The organism is Kurthia zopfii, assembly GCF_003143955.1.
Classification (GTDB): Bacteria; Bacillota; Bacilli; order Bacillales_A; family Planococcaceae; genus Kurthia; species Kurthia zopfii.
Map to the genome: position 1 here is coordinate 127,949 of NZ_QFVS01000001.1, position 14,722 is coordinate 142,670.

A 14,722-nucleotide genomic window follows, 5' to 3' on the forward strand; every position below is an offset into this window, starting at 1 on the left:
AGGAGGGGACAGAGTTGACTGAAAATCTTTCACTATTTGCAGATGAAAAATTATTCATAGTGGGTCGACCTGTCGTCTCTATTTTTCATAATGCTGAGAATTTATTTTCCATTATAAAGCTGAAAATTCAAGAGACGAATACGGATTATAAAGAAAAAGAAGTGATAGTTGCAGGATATTTTCCAAAGGTAGTAGAGGATTCGATTTATCGATTTACTGGCAGAATGACGAAACATCCTAAATACGGCGCGCAATTTAAGGCGGAGACATTTGAAAAAGAGATTCCAGCTACTGAAACGGGCGTAATCTCTTATTTAAGTAGTGATTTATTCCCTGGTATTGGACGTAGAACGGCTGAGATTATCGTCAAAAAACTAGGGGCAGATGCCATTAAAATCATCATTAATAATCCTTCATCTTTGGATGATATTCCTCGATTAAACGAAGAGAAAAAAGAAACATTACGCCTTGTTTTACAACAAAACTTAGGTATGGACCGTATAATGATCAAATTAGGGGAATGGGGTTTTGGTGCGCAACTGGCGATCAAAATCTATCAGCTTTATTTAGAGGATACGATTCAATTATTACAAGAAAATCCCTATAGATTAATTGCAGATGTAGATGGTGTTGGATTCCAACGTGCAGATGACTTAGGCGAGATATTAGGGATTGGCGGTTCGCATCCGAGTCGAATCGAAGCGGCTGTTATTCATATCGTCAATCAAGCTTCATTATCAGATGGGCATACATTTATTGAAGCGCAGCAAGTGATTCCGCAGGCGAAAGCGATTTTGGAGCAAAGTCAAAATGTCGTCATTTCCTTTGAAGAAATTTCAGAAGCGATTATTCGTTTAGGAGAAGAAGGATTACTATGTGGTGAGGAAACTCGTTTATACATTCCATCTCTTTACTATTCGGAAGTCGGAATCGCTTCAAAAATATTGCAACTGAAAGAAAAAAATGAAGAACAATCGGCATTCCCAGTATCAGAAATTCGCAAATGGATTGGTGATGCGGAAGAACGATTCGAAGTGACGTATGCCAAGACGCAAATTAAAGCGATTGAGACAGCTATTAATAGTGCGGTTATGATTTTAACGGGTGGTCCAGGTACGGGGAAAACAACCGTTGTTCGAGGTATTGTAGATGTATTTGCGGAGTTACATGGCTTATCGCTCGATCCGAAAGAATATAGTAAAAAAGACGAAGAATTCCCAATCATTCTAGTTGCGCCAACTGGTCGTGCAGCGAAGCGTTTAAGTGAGTCTACAGGATTACCTGCACAGACGATTCATCGACTACTTGGATTTAATGGACAAGATAAGGAAGAAGAATCAGAACGTGAAATTGAAGGGAAATTATTAATTGTTGATGAAATGTCGATGGTTGATACGTGGTTAGCACATCAACTATTAAGAGCGCTTAACGATAAATGTCAAATTGTATTTGTCGGGGATCAGGATCAATTACCACCTGTAGGCCCTGGCCAAGTATTGAAGGATTTACTCGCTTCAAAAGCGATTCCTACTGTCGAATTAAGCGATGTTTATCGCCAAGCAGATGGTTCATCAATCATCGAATTAGCGCATCAGATGAAAATGGGGCAAACACCAACGAATTTAACGGAGAAAACGAGCGATCGTTCATTTATACCGGCCTATGCGAATCAAGTGCCAAGCGTTGTCCAACAAGTTATTGGATCGGCATTGAATAAAGGATTCTCTATTCATGATGTCCAAGTATTAGCGCCGATGTACCGTGGTGATGCAGGGATTGATGCCTTGAATAAATTGATTCAAGAATTCGTCAATCCGAAGAAAAATGCGAAAACGAAGGAAATTCAATTTGGCGAAACAACTTACCGAATTGGGGATAAAGTACTTCAACTTGTCAATCAACCAAATAGTAATGTCTTCAATGGTGATATGGGTGAAATCATCTCAATTTTGAAAGCAAAGGAAACAACGGAGAAGCAAGATGTTATGGTCATTTCATTTGATGGAATTGAAGTGACATATGAGCGTTCAGACTTGAATCAGATTACACTGGCTTATTGCTGTTCGATTCATAAATCACAAGGTAGTGAATTTCCAATGGTCATTATGCCGGTTGTAAGTGGCTATTCAAAAATGCTTCGGAAAAATCTTTTATATACGGGTTTAACGAGAGCTAAAAACTTCCTGATTCTATGTGGGGAGCCTGAAACATTTTTAAGAGGTATTCAAAATGATTCAGATATTCTAAGACAAACGAGCTTATCGAGTCGATTACTTGAATCTTCCGATGAAATTGCCGAAAAGGAACAACCAGCCGATCAGGAAATTCCGGAGAAGCCAGCCACATTTGCTTTAACGATGGATAATTTCATGCAAATTCCACCGATGATTGGTATGGATCGCATTAAGCCTACAGATTTTTTAGTAGATGAGCAACAGGAATTATTAGATACTTAGGGGATTACGCGAAAGCGTAGTTTCCTATTTTTTTAGGAGAGTTGATATGAAGGAATTATCATTGAGTGAAATCCAGTCGATCCGAAATTTAAGTGAGCATAGAATGTTGCTTTTAGAAGATTTATTTATGCATGAAGCTTTGATCATCGGCACAGTTGAAGATGGGGAAGTGACAAGTTTTGCTGCGCTAGACTGCCAATACATTTCAGGTTTTCGCTTACGAATTGTTGAATTAGTCGGAGATCGTGACTTATTCGAAAGATTAAAAACGTACGCAATAGAAAAAAGTGCAGAAGCCTTGTACGTTTGTACAGCAGACTCTACACTCTTGAATTTTTATAAAGAACTTGGTTTTCGAGATCCTTCAAGAACGGATGCTTATTTAGAACAACTTTATGAAGATACAATTCATTTGGAATTACCTTTATAACCAACCGTAAACGATTAATAAAAAACAACCAAGTCCGACAACAGAATAAACGATTGAACTAATAAGAAACGGGCCAACTGTATAAACTGTTTTCTCATAAGCTAGGGAAATTCCTGTTCGTGCCTGTAATTGAGCATTGTTAAAATTGGTAAGCGTATTGTCACCGCTTAAGAAAAATAGGCCAATTACAATGAAAAATAAGCCGACGAAAAACATGACTTCTATAAAACGAACATCAAAATAAATGCTAACGCCAAAAGTTACGATTGCTTGAACAAGTAATGTAATGATGTATATTATTTTTCGTTTCATCAAATCAACTCCTTATTAGTATACATACGGATGAGAATTTGATAAGTTACATAATTATGGAAAATAGTTCAAATAGATTTAAAAGTGTAATGAAGCAGCAACCATTGACATCACGCATTCATTTTCTTATAATCAAGAATATAATAAATGAACACGATGAAGGAAAAAGTATGTTTTTGCAATGTGAGCAGAAAGAGATTTCTTGGCTGAAAAAATCTCCTCATTCAATTTCGGAAAGCTATTCCTGAGTGCAGTTAATTACTGCCGGTCACTACGTTATAGTGCTAAGAGTTAGAGGACTTTTTTAAAAATCTTCTATAAATTAGGGTGGTACCACGACAACGATTATACAGTTCTCGTCCCTTTCCATAGGGATGGGGACTTTTTATTTTGTCTAAAGCACATCATCGTACGTATTTAAAAATAGGAGGAACAAATATGAAAACATCAGATATTCGCCGTAAATTTATCGAATTCTTCGTTGAAAAGCAACATAAGCAAGAACCAAGTATGCCTCTAGTACCAATTAATGATGCATCACTACTTTGGATCAACTCTGGGGTAGCGACTTTGAAAAAATACTTCGATGGTTCAGTAGTTCCTGATAATCCACGTATTGTAAATGCTCAAAAAGCAATTCGTACAAATGATATCGAAAACGTTGGTAAGACAGCTCGTCACCATACTTTCTTTGAAATGCTAGGTAACTTCTCAATCGGCGATTACTTCAAAAAAGAAGCAATCCACTTTGCATGGGAATTTTTAACTTCAGAAAAATGGCTTGGCTTTGAAGCTGAAAAATTATCAATTACAATTCACCCTGAAGATCAAGAAGCTTATGATATTTGGAAAAATGAAGTAGGTATTCCTGAAGATCGTCTAATCCGTCTTGAAGGTAACTTCTGGGATATCGGCGAAGGTCCATCAGGTCCAAACTCTGAAATCTTCTATGACCGTGGTGAGAAATACGGTAGTGATTTAACGGATCCTGAACTATATCCAGGTGGAGAAAATGAACGTTACTTAGAAATTTGGAACTTAGTATTCTCTCAATTCAACCATAATCCAGATCACACTTACACACCGCTACCAAAACAAAATATTGATACAGGTATGGGATTAGAACGTGTTGCATCAGTAATGCAAGATGTACCTACAAACTATGATACTGATTTATTCATGCCGATTATCGAAACAATTGAGAAATTCGCTGATCGTCGTTACAAACGCCCAGATGAAATGGAATTAAGCGAAATCTTCGGTAGTGAAGAAGATATTAACACACCATTCAAAGTAGTAGCTGACCATATTCGTACGGTTGCATTTGCTATTGGAGATGGCGCATTACCTTCAAACGAAGGCCGTGGCTATGTATTACGTCGTTTACTACGTCGTGCGGTTCGTTACGCAAAACAAATCGGGATCGAAAAACCATTCATGTTTGAATTAGTACCAACTGTTGGCGCAATTATGGAAGACTTCTACCCTGAAGTAAAAGCGAAAGAAGCTTTCATTCAACGTGTAATTAAAAATGAAGAACAACGTTTCCACGAAACATTAAATGATGGTTTATCAATCTTTAATGATGTAGTAGCAGCGCAAAAAGCAAAAGGTGAAACGACGATTCCGGGTGCAGATGCATTCCGCCTATATGACACATATGGTTTCCCAGTTGAATTAACAGAAGAGTATGCAGTAGAAGTTGGTATGACTGTTGATGAAGCAGGTTTTGAAGCGGAAATGGAACAACAACGTAACCGCGCTCGTGCAGCTCGTCAAGATGTTGATTCAATGTCAGTACAATCAGAAGTATTAGCAAACTTAACGCAAAAATCTACATTTGTAGGTGGCGATACTTTACAAACTGAAACTCAAATTACAGCAATCATCGCAAATGGTGAAGAAGTGAAAACAGTTTCAGAGGGTGAAGAAGCAGTAATCGTATTAACTGAAACACCTTTCTACGCAGAAATGGGTGGACAAGTAGCCGATCACGGTACGATTTCAAATGATTCATTCTCTGCTTATGTAAAAGACGTTAAAAAAGCGCCAAACGGTCAACCATTACACACTGTAATCGTTCAATCAGGTGAAATGAACTTAAATGATGAAGTTGCAGCAGTTGTTAATCGCGAAGAACGTAATCTAATCGTGAAAAACCATACAGCTACACATTTATTACAACGCGCGCTTAAAGACATCCTTGGCGATCATGTTAACCAAGCTGGCTCTTATGTCGGTCCAGACCGTCTTCGTTTTGACTTCTCTCACTTCGGTGCAACAACAAAAGAAGAGCTTGAAGCAATTGAATTAGCTGTAAACGAACGCATTTGGGATGATATCGAAGTAATTATTGAAGAAATGCCAATCGCAGCAGCAAAAGAAATGGGTGCAATGGCTCTATTCGGTGAAAAATACGGCGATGTAGTACGTGTCGTACAAGTTTCAGACTACTCAATCGAATTATGTGGTGGTATTCATGTAAAACGTTCATCAGAAATCGGTTTCTTCAAAATCCTTTCTGAAGGCGGAATCGGTGCCGGAACGCGTCGTATCGAAGCAGTAACAGGTAAAGCAGCATTCCTTGCGGCGAAAGAAGAGCAACAGACGCTTGAAGCAGCAGCACACACTTTAAAATCGAATGTAAAAGATGTACCAGCTCGTATCGAATCTTTACAACATGATTTAAAAGATGCACAACGTGAGAATGAATCACTTTCAGCGAAATTAGCTGGCGCACAATCTGCAGACTTACTAAGTGCAGCACAAGAAATTAATGGCGTAACTGTTTTAGCTACTAAAGTTGAAGCAAAAGATAATAATCAATTACGTCAATTAATGGATGATCTAAAAGCGAAGTTAGACAAAGCAGTGATCGTTCTAGGTGCTGTAGCTGACGATAAAGTTATGCTATGTGCAGGTGTTTCGAAAGAAATCGCAGGTAAAGAGTATCACGCGGGTCAAATTGTGAAAGCAGTTGCTGAACAATGTGGCGGTAAAGGCGGAGGTCGTCCAGACATGGCAATGGCTGGTGCGAAAGACGCAGACAAACTAGAAGCAGCATTAGCTTCAGTAATAGATTCATTAAAATAATGGAATGAGTGGAGAGGGGATCGGATTTTCGATTCCCTCTTTATTGATTTAGGAACAAAGATGCTTTCCAGGAGAATTGAGAATTTGAATTGATTTAAGAACCAACCTATTCAATTGGACGAATTTTACGTGTAAACGTCATGGAATTGTCAAAAATCAAATAAATAGGTAAAACAGTAATATACAGTGTAAAAATATAAGTAATTGAAACTTTTCAATCTCTTTTAAGTCTAATAATTATGTTCGGTTACTAAATTAATGACGAACTATACGATTTCGGTTTAAAAGAAACTCATATTAAGTTATACTAAATCTAATGAGTAGAATGACTACTTTAACTTTATTGTGAGGTGTTAGCATGAGTAAGTTTGATCAAACGATGAAATTTAATTTCCCTGAAGAACCGATGGAACAAGAAGTTCGCGAAACGATGCTTCATGTTCATGCAGCACTAGAAGAAAAAGGGTACAATCCAATTAATCAAATGGTGGGTTATTTACTTTCAGGTGATCCTGCATATATCCCGCGTCACCAAGATGCTCGTACAAAAATTCGCAAACTTGAACGTGATGAAATTCTTGAAGAGCTTGTGAAGTTTTATATTAAAAAGAATAACGAGGCTAAATAATGAGATCAATGGGTTTAGATGTCGGTTCAAAAACAGTCGGAGTTGCGGTAAGTGACGCTTTAGGCTGGACGGCTCAAGGAATTGAGACAATTAAAATCGACGAAGAGAATGAAGTATTTGGAATCGAGCGAATTCGTGAACTAGTAAAGCAATACGAAGTGAATCAATTCGTAGTCGGTTTTCCAAAAAATATGAACAATACGGTAGGTCCGCGTGGCGAAGCTTCACAAAAATATGCTAAAATGCTTGAGGATGAGTTTGGATTCCCAGTAACATTATGGGATGAAAGACTAACTACAATGGCTGCAGAGCGTCTTTTAATTGAAGCAGATGTACGCAGAAAAGACCGTAAAAAAGTAATTGATAAAATGGCGGCTGTTATGATCCTACAAGGATTCTTAGACCGCAATTCAAATTAAAGGAGCAAAACAAAATGACAAACGAACAACAAAACACAATCACAGTAGTAGATGAAGAGGGAAATGAAATTCTTTGTGAAATTCTAACGATCGTAGAATCAGAAGAATTCGGTAAAAACTTCGTACTATATAGCGAAATCGGTTCAGAAGACGAAGATGGTTTCGTACAAATCATGGCTTCTTCATTCACACCAGCTGAAAATGGTGAAGATGGCGAATTACAACCAATCGAAACTGAAGAAGAATGGGCTTATTTAGAAGAAGTAATCGAGCAATTAGACGATGAAAACGAAGAAGCTTAATACATCACTTTAGGAGGTATTTATTATGACAGAAGAACATAACCATGAACATATCGTAGCAATCGATGAGAACGGTAATGAAATTGTTTTTGCAGTAATTTCACGCGTGTACTCAGAAGAATTAGATAAAAACTATGTTTTATTTGCAGAGCATGCAGATTCTGATGAAGCTGTAGAAGTACAAGCTGCTGAAGTAATCGAACATGAAGATGGTGACGATGAGCTAGTAGGCATCGACCCTGAATCAGATAAAGAATGGGAATTCATCGAGAGTGTACTTGCTGAATTAGCTGACGAAGAAGAAGAAGCTTAATAATCTTCGTAATCTTTATTTGGGTGAGGTGAATAAGCATGACACAAGATTTTAATGGTAATTTTTTCACTGAGTTAGATGAAGACGGTAATGAAGTGATTTATACAATATTGACGCGAATCGAGCCAGATGATTCAGATTCAACATACTTGGTTTTCTATGAAGAGAACGGTGAGGTTGAAGAAGATATTCAAATTGAAGCTGCAGAAGTAATCGCCAATGAAGACGGTAATGGAGAGCAACTTTATGAAATCGAGACTGAAGAAGAGTGGGCATTAATCGAAGAAGTTGTTAATACAATTATGAGTCTATAAAAGAAGCTTTAGCTGATCTTGTATAGACCAAAGCTAGTCGCGAAAAAACTCATTTGAGGCTTTCGCGACTTTTTTTATAATTGGGCAAAAATAAGGTTATGATTAAAAAACAAGGGAATTATTAACTCTATGAATTAATAATAGATTAGTAGGCTAATTTCAACTACAATGGAATAGTTCGTAATTATGTATATGTAATATGAAGGGGGATACAATGTGGATCCGAAAATACCACAAGACGAATTTGAAAGATTAAAAGGTCGTCAAAAAGAAAAGAAAATTGTTCGAAAAATCGTATTATATGTTGGGGCAGCACTAATCGCTCTAGCTCTAATTATAGGAATTAGCGCTTATTTCTACGTAACAAATGCATTAAAACCAGTTGATGAAAATAATAAAGTAGCGGTTAAAATTGAACTTCCAATCGGTTCTAATTTAGATTCTATTTCTCAAACATTAGAAGATAAAGGTGTAATTCGAAACGCGAAAATTTTCAAATACTATACTAAGTTCAAAAATAATGCTGGATTCCAAGCCGGTACTTATAAAATTCCGCCATCAATGTCAGTGGATGATATTATTAAATCTTTAAAAACAGGAAAAGTTTATCGTAAGCCAGAATTCCAAATTACGATTCCTGAAGGTTTAACGCTTGAACAAATTGGTGCAGCTATTGAAAAACGCACTGATTTTACTTCGAAAGAGTTTATGAAACTAGTTACGAGTGAGAAATTCATTAAAGAAATGAAAGCGAAATATCCTGATACAGTTACGAAAGCAGTTGATGGGAAGGAAATCCGTTATAAACTAGAAGGTTACTTATACCCATCTACGTATGATTTCTTTACAAAATCTCCAACGCTTGAAGAAATTGTTGAAAAATTCGTTGCACAAACTGATTCGATGATTCGTTCATATGAGCCGAAACTAAAAGAAATGAAAATGTCTCCACATGAATTCTTAACATTCTCATCTCTATTAGAAAGAGAAGCAACTGCTCAATCAGATCGTGAAACAATCGCAAGCGTATTTAATAACCGTATGGAACAAGGTATGCCGCTACAAACGGATCCTACAGTATTATATGCGTTAGGCAAACATAAAGATCGTGTACTATACAAAGATTTAGAAGTGAAAAATGCGTACAATACGTATAAAAATAAAGGCCTACCACCAGGTCCAATTGCGAATGCGGGAAGAGCTTCAATGGATGCAACAATTGATCCGGCTAAAACGGATTATCTATACTTTGTAGCAGATAAAAAAGGCCAAAACCATTTCGCGGAATCATATGAAGAACATCAGCAAAATGTTGCGAAATATGTTCGTTCAAATGACTCAAAAGAATAATTATGCAGCTGAACCTTTCGTTAGTAGAAGGGTTCAGCTTTTTTATTTGGCACAGTATTGACATAGGTTGACATATAGCTTTTCTAATGATTTTATGGTAGGATAAAGTGTATTTTGTATATAAATAAGGAGTCGATTAGCAGATGGAAATTTCAGATGCGTATATCCAACCTTTCATACCTACAAGAGATGAACTTTTAATGGAGATGGAACAATATGCTACGGACAATCATGTGCCGATTATGCAGTTGTCAGCCATTGAAAACTTACTTCAAATGCTTAGAATTCAAAAACCTGCCTCAATTTTAGAAGTAGGGAGTGCGATTGGCTATTCAGCTATTCGTATGGCACAAGCGATTGAGAATGTTCAGATTGTTACAATTGAACGTGATCAACCTCGTATTGAACAAGCGAAGGGATTCATCGAACGCTCAAATGTAAAAGAGAATATCGTATTGATTGAAGGCGATGCGTTAGAAGTGGATGTTGAGAGCAAATATCCATCTTTTGATGCTGTTTTTATTGATGCGGCAAAAGGACAATACCAAAAATTCTTTGATAAATATAGCCCACTTGTGAAATCTGGAGGCATTTTATATATTGATAATATGTATATGCATGGACTTTCAGATTTAGATATGAAGGATGTACCTAGACGTAAAAGAACGATGATCCGAAACTTGCATAAATTTGCAGAATGGGTCATTCAAAACGAACAGTACCAATCAACTTTCTTCCCAGTAGGAGATGGTTTATTAATTTGTATTAAGAGGTGAATAGGATGAAAAAACCAGAATTACTTGTAACCCCGCACTCGGTGTCACATGTACAAGAGCTACTTGAAGCAGGAGCAGACGCATTTGTACTTGGTGAACAAAAATTCGGCTTACGATTAGCAGGTGAATTTACTATTGCTCAAATTGAAGAGGCAGTTAAGATGATTCATACGGCTGGCAAAAAAGCCTATGTAGCGATGAATGCTATTTTTCATAATGATCGTGTTGACGCACTTACACCATATATTCAACAACTTGATCGAATCGGAGTAGACGCGATTATCTTTGGAGATCCGTCTATTATTATTGCTCGACGCGAAGCTGAAAGTAATATTCCATTACATTGGGATGCCGAAACAACTTCGACGAACTGGTTCCAAGCGAATTATTGGGGCAAACGAGGCGCGACTCGTACATATCTAGCGCGTGAGTTAAGTATGGAAGAAGTCGTTGAGATTAAAGAGAATGCAGAAGTTGAAGTGGAAGTGTTAGTCCATGGTATGACTTGTATGTTCCAATCAAAACGCTCGCTTTTAGGTAACTACTTCCTTTTCCAAGAGAAAACGATGGAAGTTGAAAATCGTAAGGAAGCGAAGAACATGTTCTTACATGATAAAGAACGTGAAAATAAATACCCGATTTATGAAGATTTAAATGGTACGCATATTTATACTCCGAACGACATTTGTATCATTGATGAATTGAATGAATTATTTGAAGCAGAAGTAGATTCTTTCAAATTTGATTCAGTTCTTTGCTCGGATGAATATGCGATCACTGTCACTTCTTGCTACCGTAAGGCAATCGATGCCTATATGGAGTCAGAAGATGATTATGATGATGTAAAACAAGATTTATTAGAGGCAATTGAAGAAATTCAACCTGAAATCCGTCCTCTTGATACAGGTTTTTACTTCAAAGAAACAGTTTACTAGGGGGAGAGCAAATGACGATGATCAAAAATGATCGTATATCAGAAATAATTGATGGCAAACGTGTCATCACGAGAAAACCTGAGTTACTTGCGCCTGCTGGTAATTTAGAAAAATTAAAAATTGCAGTACACTATGGTGCAGATGCTGTTTTCATCGGTGGTCAAGAGTTCGGCCTTCGTTCGAATGCGGGTAACTTTTCACTAGAAGAAATGCAAGAAGGTGTTGAGTTCGCTAATAAATACGGCTCGAAAATTTATGTAACGACGAATATTTTTGCTCATAATGATAATATGCATGGCTTAGAAGAATATCTTCAAGGGCTTGAGCGCGTTGGTATTACAGGAATTATTGTAGCGGATCCATTAATTATCGAAACATGTAAAGAAGTTGCGCCAAAACTTGAAATTCATTTAAGTACGCAGCAATCTTTAGCAAACTGGAAAGCAGTTCAATATTGGAAAGAACAAGGTTTAGAGCGTGTTGTATTAGCTCGTGAAACAGGTGCAGAAGAGATTCAATTGATGAAAGAAAAAGTTGATATCGAAATCGAATCATTTGTTCATGGAGCGATGTGTATCGCTTATTCTGGTCGCTGTGTGCTGTCGAATCATATGACGGCACGTGATTCAAACCGTGGTGGCTGTTGTCAATCTTGCCGTTGGGATTATGACCTTTATGCGGTGGAAGATGGAGAAGAGAAACCATTATTTGAAGAAGGAAAAGAAGCGTTTGCGATGAGTCCAAAAGACTTGAAGTTGATTGAATCTATTCCGAAAATTATCGAACTAGGCATCGATTCATTAAAAGTAGAAGGTCGTATGAAATCGATTCACTATATCGCGACAGTAGTGACTGTTTATCGAAAAGTGATTGATGCTTATTGTGCAGATCCTGACAATTTCGTCATTCAACAAGAATGGCTGGAAGAATTAGATAAATGTGCAAATCGTGAAACGGCTTCATCATTCTTTGAAGGAGAGCCGAACTACGAACAGCAAATGTTTGGAGAACACGGAAAACAGACAAAATTTGATTTCTGTGGTATGGTTCTTGATTATAATGAAGAATCAAAAATGGTTACATTACAACAACGTAACTATTTTAAACCAGGGGACGAACTAGAATTCTTTGGTCCGAATATAGAGAATTTCACAACAGTAATCGAAGAAATTTTAGATGAAAAAGGTGAATCATTGGATGCTGCTAGACATCCACTTCAAATCGTTCGCTTCAAATGTGAGCAAAAAGTAAATCCGCATGATATGATGCGTAAGGAGATGCGTTAATTATGGGGAATAATAGACCAGTAGTAATCGGTATTGCAGGTGGATCAGGTTCAGGTAAGACGAGTGTAACTCATGCCATCCACGACGTATTTAAAGATCACAATTTAGTAGTAATCGAACAAGATTACTATTACAAAGATCAAAGTCATTTAGAGTTCGAACAACGTTTAGAAACGAACTATGACCATCCTGATGCATTCGATACAGATTTATTAATCGAAGATATCGAAAAATTATTAAATCGTCAACCAATTGAAAAGCCGATTTATGATTATGCATTGCATACGCGTTCGAAAGAGTCTGAGCATATTGAACCGCAAGATGTTATTATTCTTGAAGGGATTTTAGTATTAGCAGATGAAAAATTACGTGATTTAATGGATATTAAATTATTCGTTGATACGGATTCAGATTTACGTATTATTCGCCGTATTTTACGTGATATAAATGAGAGAGGTCGTTCGATTGATTCGGTGGTAGAACAGTATTTATCAGTAGTACGTCCGATGCATAATCAATTCATTGAGCCAACGAAGAGATACGCCGATATTATCATCCCTGAAGGTGGTCAAAATGAGGTAGCAATCGACCTTATGGTAACAAAAATTAAAACAATTGTTGAATCTGACAACATTGTGTAATATCATGGTAATGATTAACATTAATTAATGAATCAGCTATGTCGCATCCTAACATGGATCGTGACATAGTATTTTTATATCTCACTTAAGGAGTGAATTGAATTGTCAACAGAAAAACAATACCCAATGACAGCTGCAGGTAAGCTAAAATTGGAAGAAGAATTAGAATACCTAATCACAACAAAACGTAAAGAAGTAGTTGAACGTATTAAAATCGCACGTGGCTTTGGAGATCTTTCTGAGAACTCTGAGTACGATGCAGCTAAAGATGAACAAGGATTCGTTGAAGGTCGTATTTCTTTATTACAAAATATGATTCGTAACGCTATGATCATCGAAGAAGGTGCTGATGCTCGTGATACAGTCGGAATCGGTTGTACAGTAGCGTTTAAAGAGTTACCGGACGAAGATGAGGAAGAATACACAATCGTTGGTTCAGCGGAAGCAGACCCATTAGAAGGCCGTATTTCGAATGATTCTCCAATTGCGAAAGCATTACTTGGTCGCAAAGTGGATGATATCGTTAAAATCATGACTCCTGGTGGAGATATGGATGTTAAAATCATCTCAATCAAATAATAATATTTGATGAAAATCTGTACTAATTTTACTCTTTAAATGAGTAAGGTTAGTGCAGTTTTTTTATGATCATTATGACATTTTCCTTACAGCTTTGTTTAAGGTCGAAAGAATATGAAGAAATATGCTATTATGACGACAAGAGGTGGAATAACTATGACAGAAGAAAATAGAAGATATCGCTCGGATAAAAAGCCATCAAATAAGGCGAAGAGTGACCGAATTTTAAATTATTTAATCGGCATTGTTGTCGTTTTAATCGTTGTAGTCGCAGCTTTCATTTTTACAGGTAGTTCAAATCCAAAAAAGGTTGCGAATGAAGCGCCGAAAGAGACCGTAAAAGAGCAAGTGAATGATTCAAAAACGAAAGATGAAGAAAAGAAAACAGAAGATGCGAAAGAAGATAAAGTGGATCTAGAAAAACCATTAGAAATTACTTCAATTGATTCTTTAAAAGAAAGTAAGACTGTAGAAATCACAAAAGGTACGGAACAAATAGTGGATGAAGTTCTTACGGATCCGAATTGGCAAGCTTTCCCTACGAAACAACAAGACGATGGCACAGGACATACTTCAAGTTATGATGAGAAATCAGCAGATTGGAAAGAGAAATTGTCAGCTATGGCACAAATAACTGCATTAGATGACAATGATCTGATTATTTGGTTCATTAAAAACAATGGTGGTCCGGATACAGCGATTGGAACGATCTCATCGAAAGATAAAACGAAGAAATATCGCGTTTCTTTAAAATGGGAAAATAAAAAAGGTTGGAAGCCAGTAAAAGTAGAAGTATTAAATCAAATTAACGGCGCGTATTAGTCAGTATTGACGAAGGCGCAATAAATGTATACTGTAATATAGTACATTTAAAATGGAAGGCGGAAT

General features: G+C 36.9%; 16 protein-coding genes. 15 read left to right on the plus strand and 1 reads right to left on the minus strand.

Annotated features, from left to right (window positions below):
- The first annotated feature begins 14 nt into the window (after nt 1–14).
- A complete protein-coding gene (recD2, locus tag DF281_RS00610) occupies nt 15–2,456 on the plus strand; it encodes an SF1B family DNA helicase RecD2 (protein WP_109348317.1) in 2,442 nt (813 codons plus the stop codon).
- Between the two features lie 46 nt (nt 2,457–2,502).
- Complete coding sequence (locus DF281_RS00615; protein WP_109348318.1) at nt 2,503–2,886, plus strand: hypothetical protein; 384 nt, start codon at nt 2,503–2,505, stop codon at nt 2,884–2,886.
- On the opposite strand, the gene DF281_RS00620 is transcribed toward DF281_RS00615, so the two are convergent.
- Nucleotides 2,881–3,198 (minus strand): hypothetical protein, encoded by a 318-nt coding sequence (locus DF281_RS00620; protein WP_109348319.1) that lies wholly within the window; start codon nt 3,196–3,198, stop codon nt 2,881–2,883. The genes DF281_RS00615 and DF281_RS00620 overlap by 6 nt on opposite strands.
- A gap of 438 nt (nt 3,199–3,636) precedes the next feature.
- Between DF281_RS00620 and alaS the strand changes: the two genes are divergently transcribed.
- The 13 genes from alaS to DF281_RS00685 all read left to right on the plus strand — a co-directional run bounded on the left by alaS (nt 3,637) and on the right by DF281_RS00685 (nt 14,656).
- Nucleotides 3,637–6,291 carry an alanine--tRNA ligase gene (gene alaS, locus DF281_RS00625; protein ID WP_109348320.1) on the plus strand — a complete coding sequence of 885 codons (2,655 nt, stop codon included), beginning with the start codon at nt 3,637–3,639 and terminating at the stop codon, nt 6,289–6,291.
- A 358-nt stretch (nt 6,292–6,649) separates the two neighbouring features.
- Nucleotides 6,650–6,919: an IreB family regulatory phosphoprotein gene (locus DF281_RS00630; protein ID WP_109348321.1), complete on the plus strand. Its 270-nt coding sequence runs from the start codon at nt 6,650–6,652 to the stop codon at nt 6,917–6,919.
- Nucleotides 6,919–7,338 carry a Holliday junction resolvase RuvX gene (gene ruvX / locus DF281_RS00635; protein WP_109348322.1) on the plus strand — a complete coding sequence of 140 codons (420 nt, stop codon included), beginning with the start codon at nt 6,919–6,921 and terminating at the stop codon, nt 7,336–7,338. Before DF281_RS00630 ends, ruvX begins: the two co-directional genes overlap by 1 nt.
- Before the next feature lie 14 nt (nt 7,339–7,352).
- The gene (locus DF281_RS00640; protein ID WP_109348323.1) at nt 7,353–7,640 is read left to right on the plus strand and encodes a DUF1292 domain-containing protein; all 288 of its coding nucleotides are present in this window, start codon (nt 7,353–7,355) and stop codon (nt 7,638–7,640) included.
- A gap of 25 nt (nt 7,641–7,665) precedes the next feature.
- Nucleotides 7,666–7,953 carry a DUF1292 domain-containing protein gene (locus DF281_RS00645; protein ID WP_109348324.1) on the plus strand — a complete coding sequence of 96 codons (288 nt, stop codon included), beginning with the start codon at nt 7,666–7,668 and terminating at the stop codon, nt 7,951–7,953.
- A gap of 38 nt (nt 7,954–7,991) precedes the next feature.
- Nucleotides 7,992–8,267 carry a DUF1292 domain-containing protein gene (locus tag DF281_RS00650; protein WP_109348325.1) on the plus strand — a complete coding sequence of 92 codons (276 nt, stop codon included), beginning with the start codon at nt 7,992–7,994 and terminating at the stop codon, nt 8,265–8,267.
- A 216-nt stretch (nt 8,268–8,483) separates the two neighbouring features.
- Nucleotides 8,484–9,617, plus strand: coding sequence for an endolytic transglycosylase MltG (mltG, locus tag DF281_RS00655; protein ID WP_109348326.1), 1,134 nt, complete (start codon nt 8,484–8,486; stop codon nt 9,615–9,617).
- Nucleotides 9,618–9,760: 143 nt separating this feature from the next.
- Nucleotides 9,761–10,393, plus strand: a complete 633-nt coding sequence (locus tag DF281_RS00660) for an O-methyltransferase (protein ID WP_109348327.1) — start codon at nt 9,761–9,763, stop codon at nt 10,391–10,393.
- Between the two features lie 5 nt (nt 10,394–10,398).
- Nucleotides 10,399–11,328, plus strand: a complete 930-nt coding sequence (locus tag DF281_RS00665) for a peptidase U32 family protein (protein ID WP_109348328.1) — start codon at nt 10,399–10,401, stop codon at nt 11,326–11,328.
- A gap of 11 nt (nt 11,329–11,339) precedes the next feature.
- On the plus strand, nt 11,340–12,614 hold the full coding sequence (locus DF281_RS00670; RefSeq protein WP_109348329.1) for a peptidase U32 family protein: 1,275 nt from the start codon (nt 11,340–11,342) through the stop codon (nt 12,612–12,614).
- Nucleotides 12,615–12,616: 2 nt separating this feature from the next.
- Complete coding sequence (gene udk, locus DF281_RS00675) at nt 12,617–13,255, plus strand: uridine kinase (protein WP_109348330.1); 639 nt, start codon at nt 12,617–12,619, stop codon at nt 13,253–13,255.
- A gap of 102 nt (nt 13,256–13,357) precedes the next feature.
- Nucleotides 13,358–13,834: a transcription elongation factor GreA gene (greA, locus tag DF281_RS00680; RefSeq protein WP_109348331.1), complete on the plus strand. Its 477-nt coding sequence runs from the start codon at nt 13,358–13,360 to the stop codon at nt 13,832–13,834.
- Nucleotides 13,835–13,990: 156 nt separating this feature from the next.
- Nucleotides 13,991–14,656: a YrrS family protein gene (locus DF281_RS00685; RefSeq protein WP_166636039.1), complete on the plus strand. Its 666-nt coding sequence runs from the start codon at nt 13,991–13,993 to the stop codon at nt 14,654–14,656.
- The last annotated feature ends 66 nt before the right edge of the window (nt 14,657–14,722 follow it).

Coding starts and splice junctions, on each gene's coding strand:
- DF281_RS00615 (WP_109348318.1), top strand. CDS start 2,503: ATGAAGGAATTATCATTGAGTGAAATCCAGTCGATCCGAAATTTAAGT.
- DF281_RS00620 (WP_109348319.1), bottom strand. CDS start 3,198: ATGAAACGAAAAATAATATACATCATTACATTACTTGTTCAAGCAATC.
- alaS (WP_109348320.1), top strand. CDS start 3,637: ATGAAAACATCAGATATTCGCCGTAAATTTATCGAATTCTTCGTTGAA.
- DF281_RS00630 (WP_109348321.1), top strand. CDS start 6,650: ATGAGTAAGTTTGATCAAACGATGAAATTTAATTTCCCTGAAGAACCG.
- ruvX (WP_109348322.1), top strand. CDS start 6,919: ATGAGATCAATGGGTTTAGATGTCGGTTCAAAAACAGTCGGAGTTGCG.
- DF281_RS00640 (WP_109348323.1), top strand. CDS start 7,353: ATGACAAACGAACAACAAAACACAATCACAGTAGTAGATGAAGAGGGA.
- DF281_RS00645 (WP_109348324.1), top strand. CDS start 7,666: ATGACAGAAGAACATAACCATGAACATATCGTAGCAATCGATGAGAAC.
- DF281_RS00650 (WP_109348325.1), top strand. CDS start 7,992: ATGACACAAGATTTTAATGGTAATTTTTTCACTGAGTTAGATGAAGAC.
- DF281_RS00660 (WP_109348327.1), top strand. CDS start 9,761: ATGGAAATTTCAGATGCGTATATCCAACCTTTCATACCTACAAGAGAT.
- DF281_RS00665 (WP_109348328.1), top strand. CDS start 10,399: ATGAAAAAACCAGAATTACTTGTAACCCCGCACTCGGTGTCACATGTA.
- DF281_RS00670 (WP_109348329.1), top strand. CDS start 11,340: ATGACGATGATCAAAAATGATCGTATATCAGAAATAATTGATGGCAAA.
- udk (WP_109348330.1), top strand. CDS start 12,617: ATGGGGAATAATAGACCAGTAGTAATCGGTATTGCAGGTGGATCAGGT.
- DF281_RS00685 (WP_166636039.1), top strand. CDS start 13,991: ATGACAGAAGAAAATAGAAGATATCGCTCGGATAAAAAGCCATCAAAT.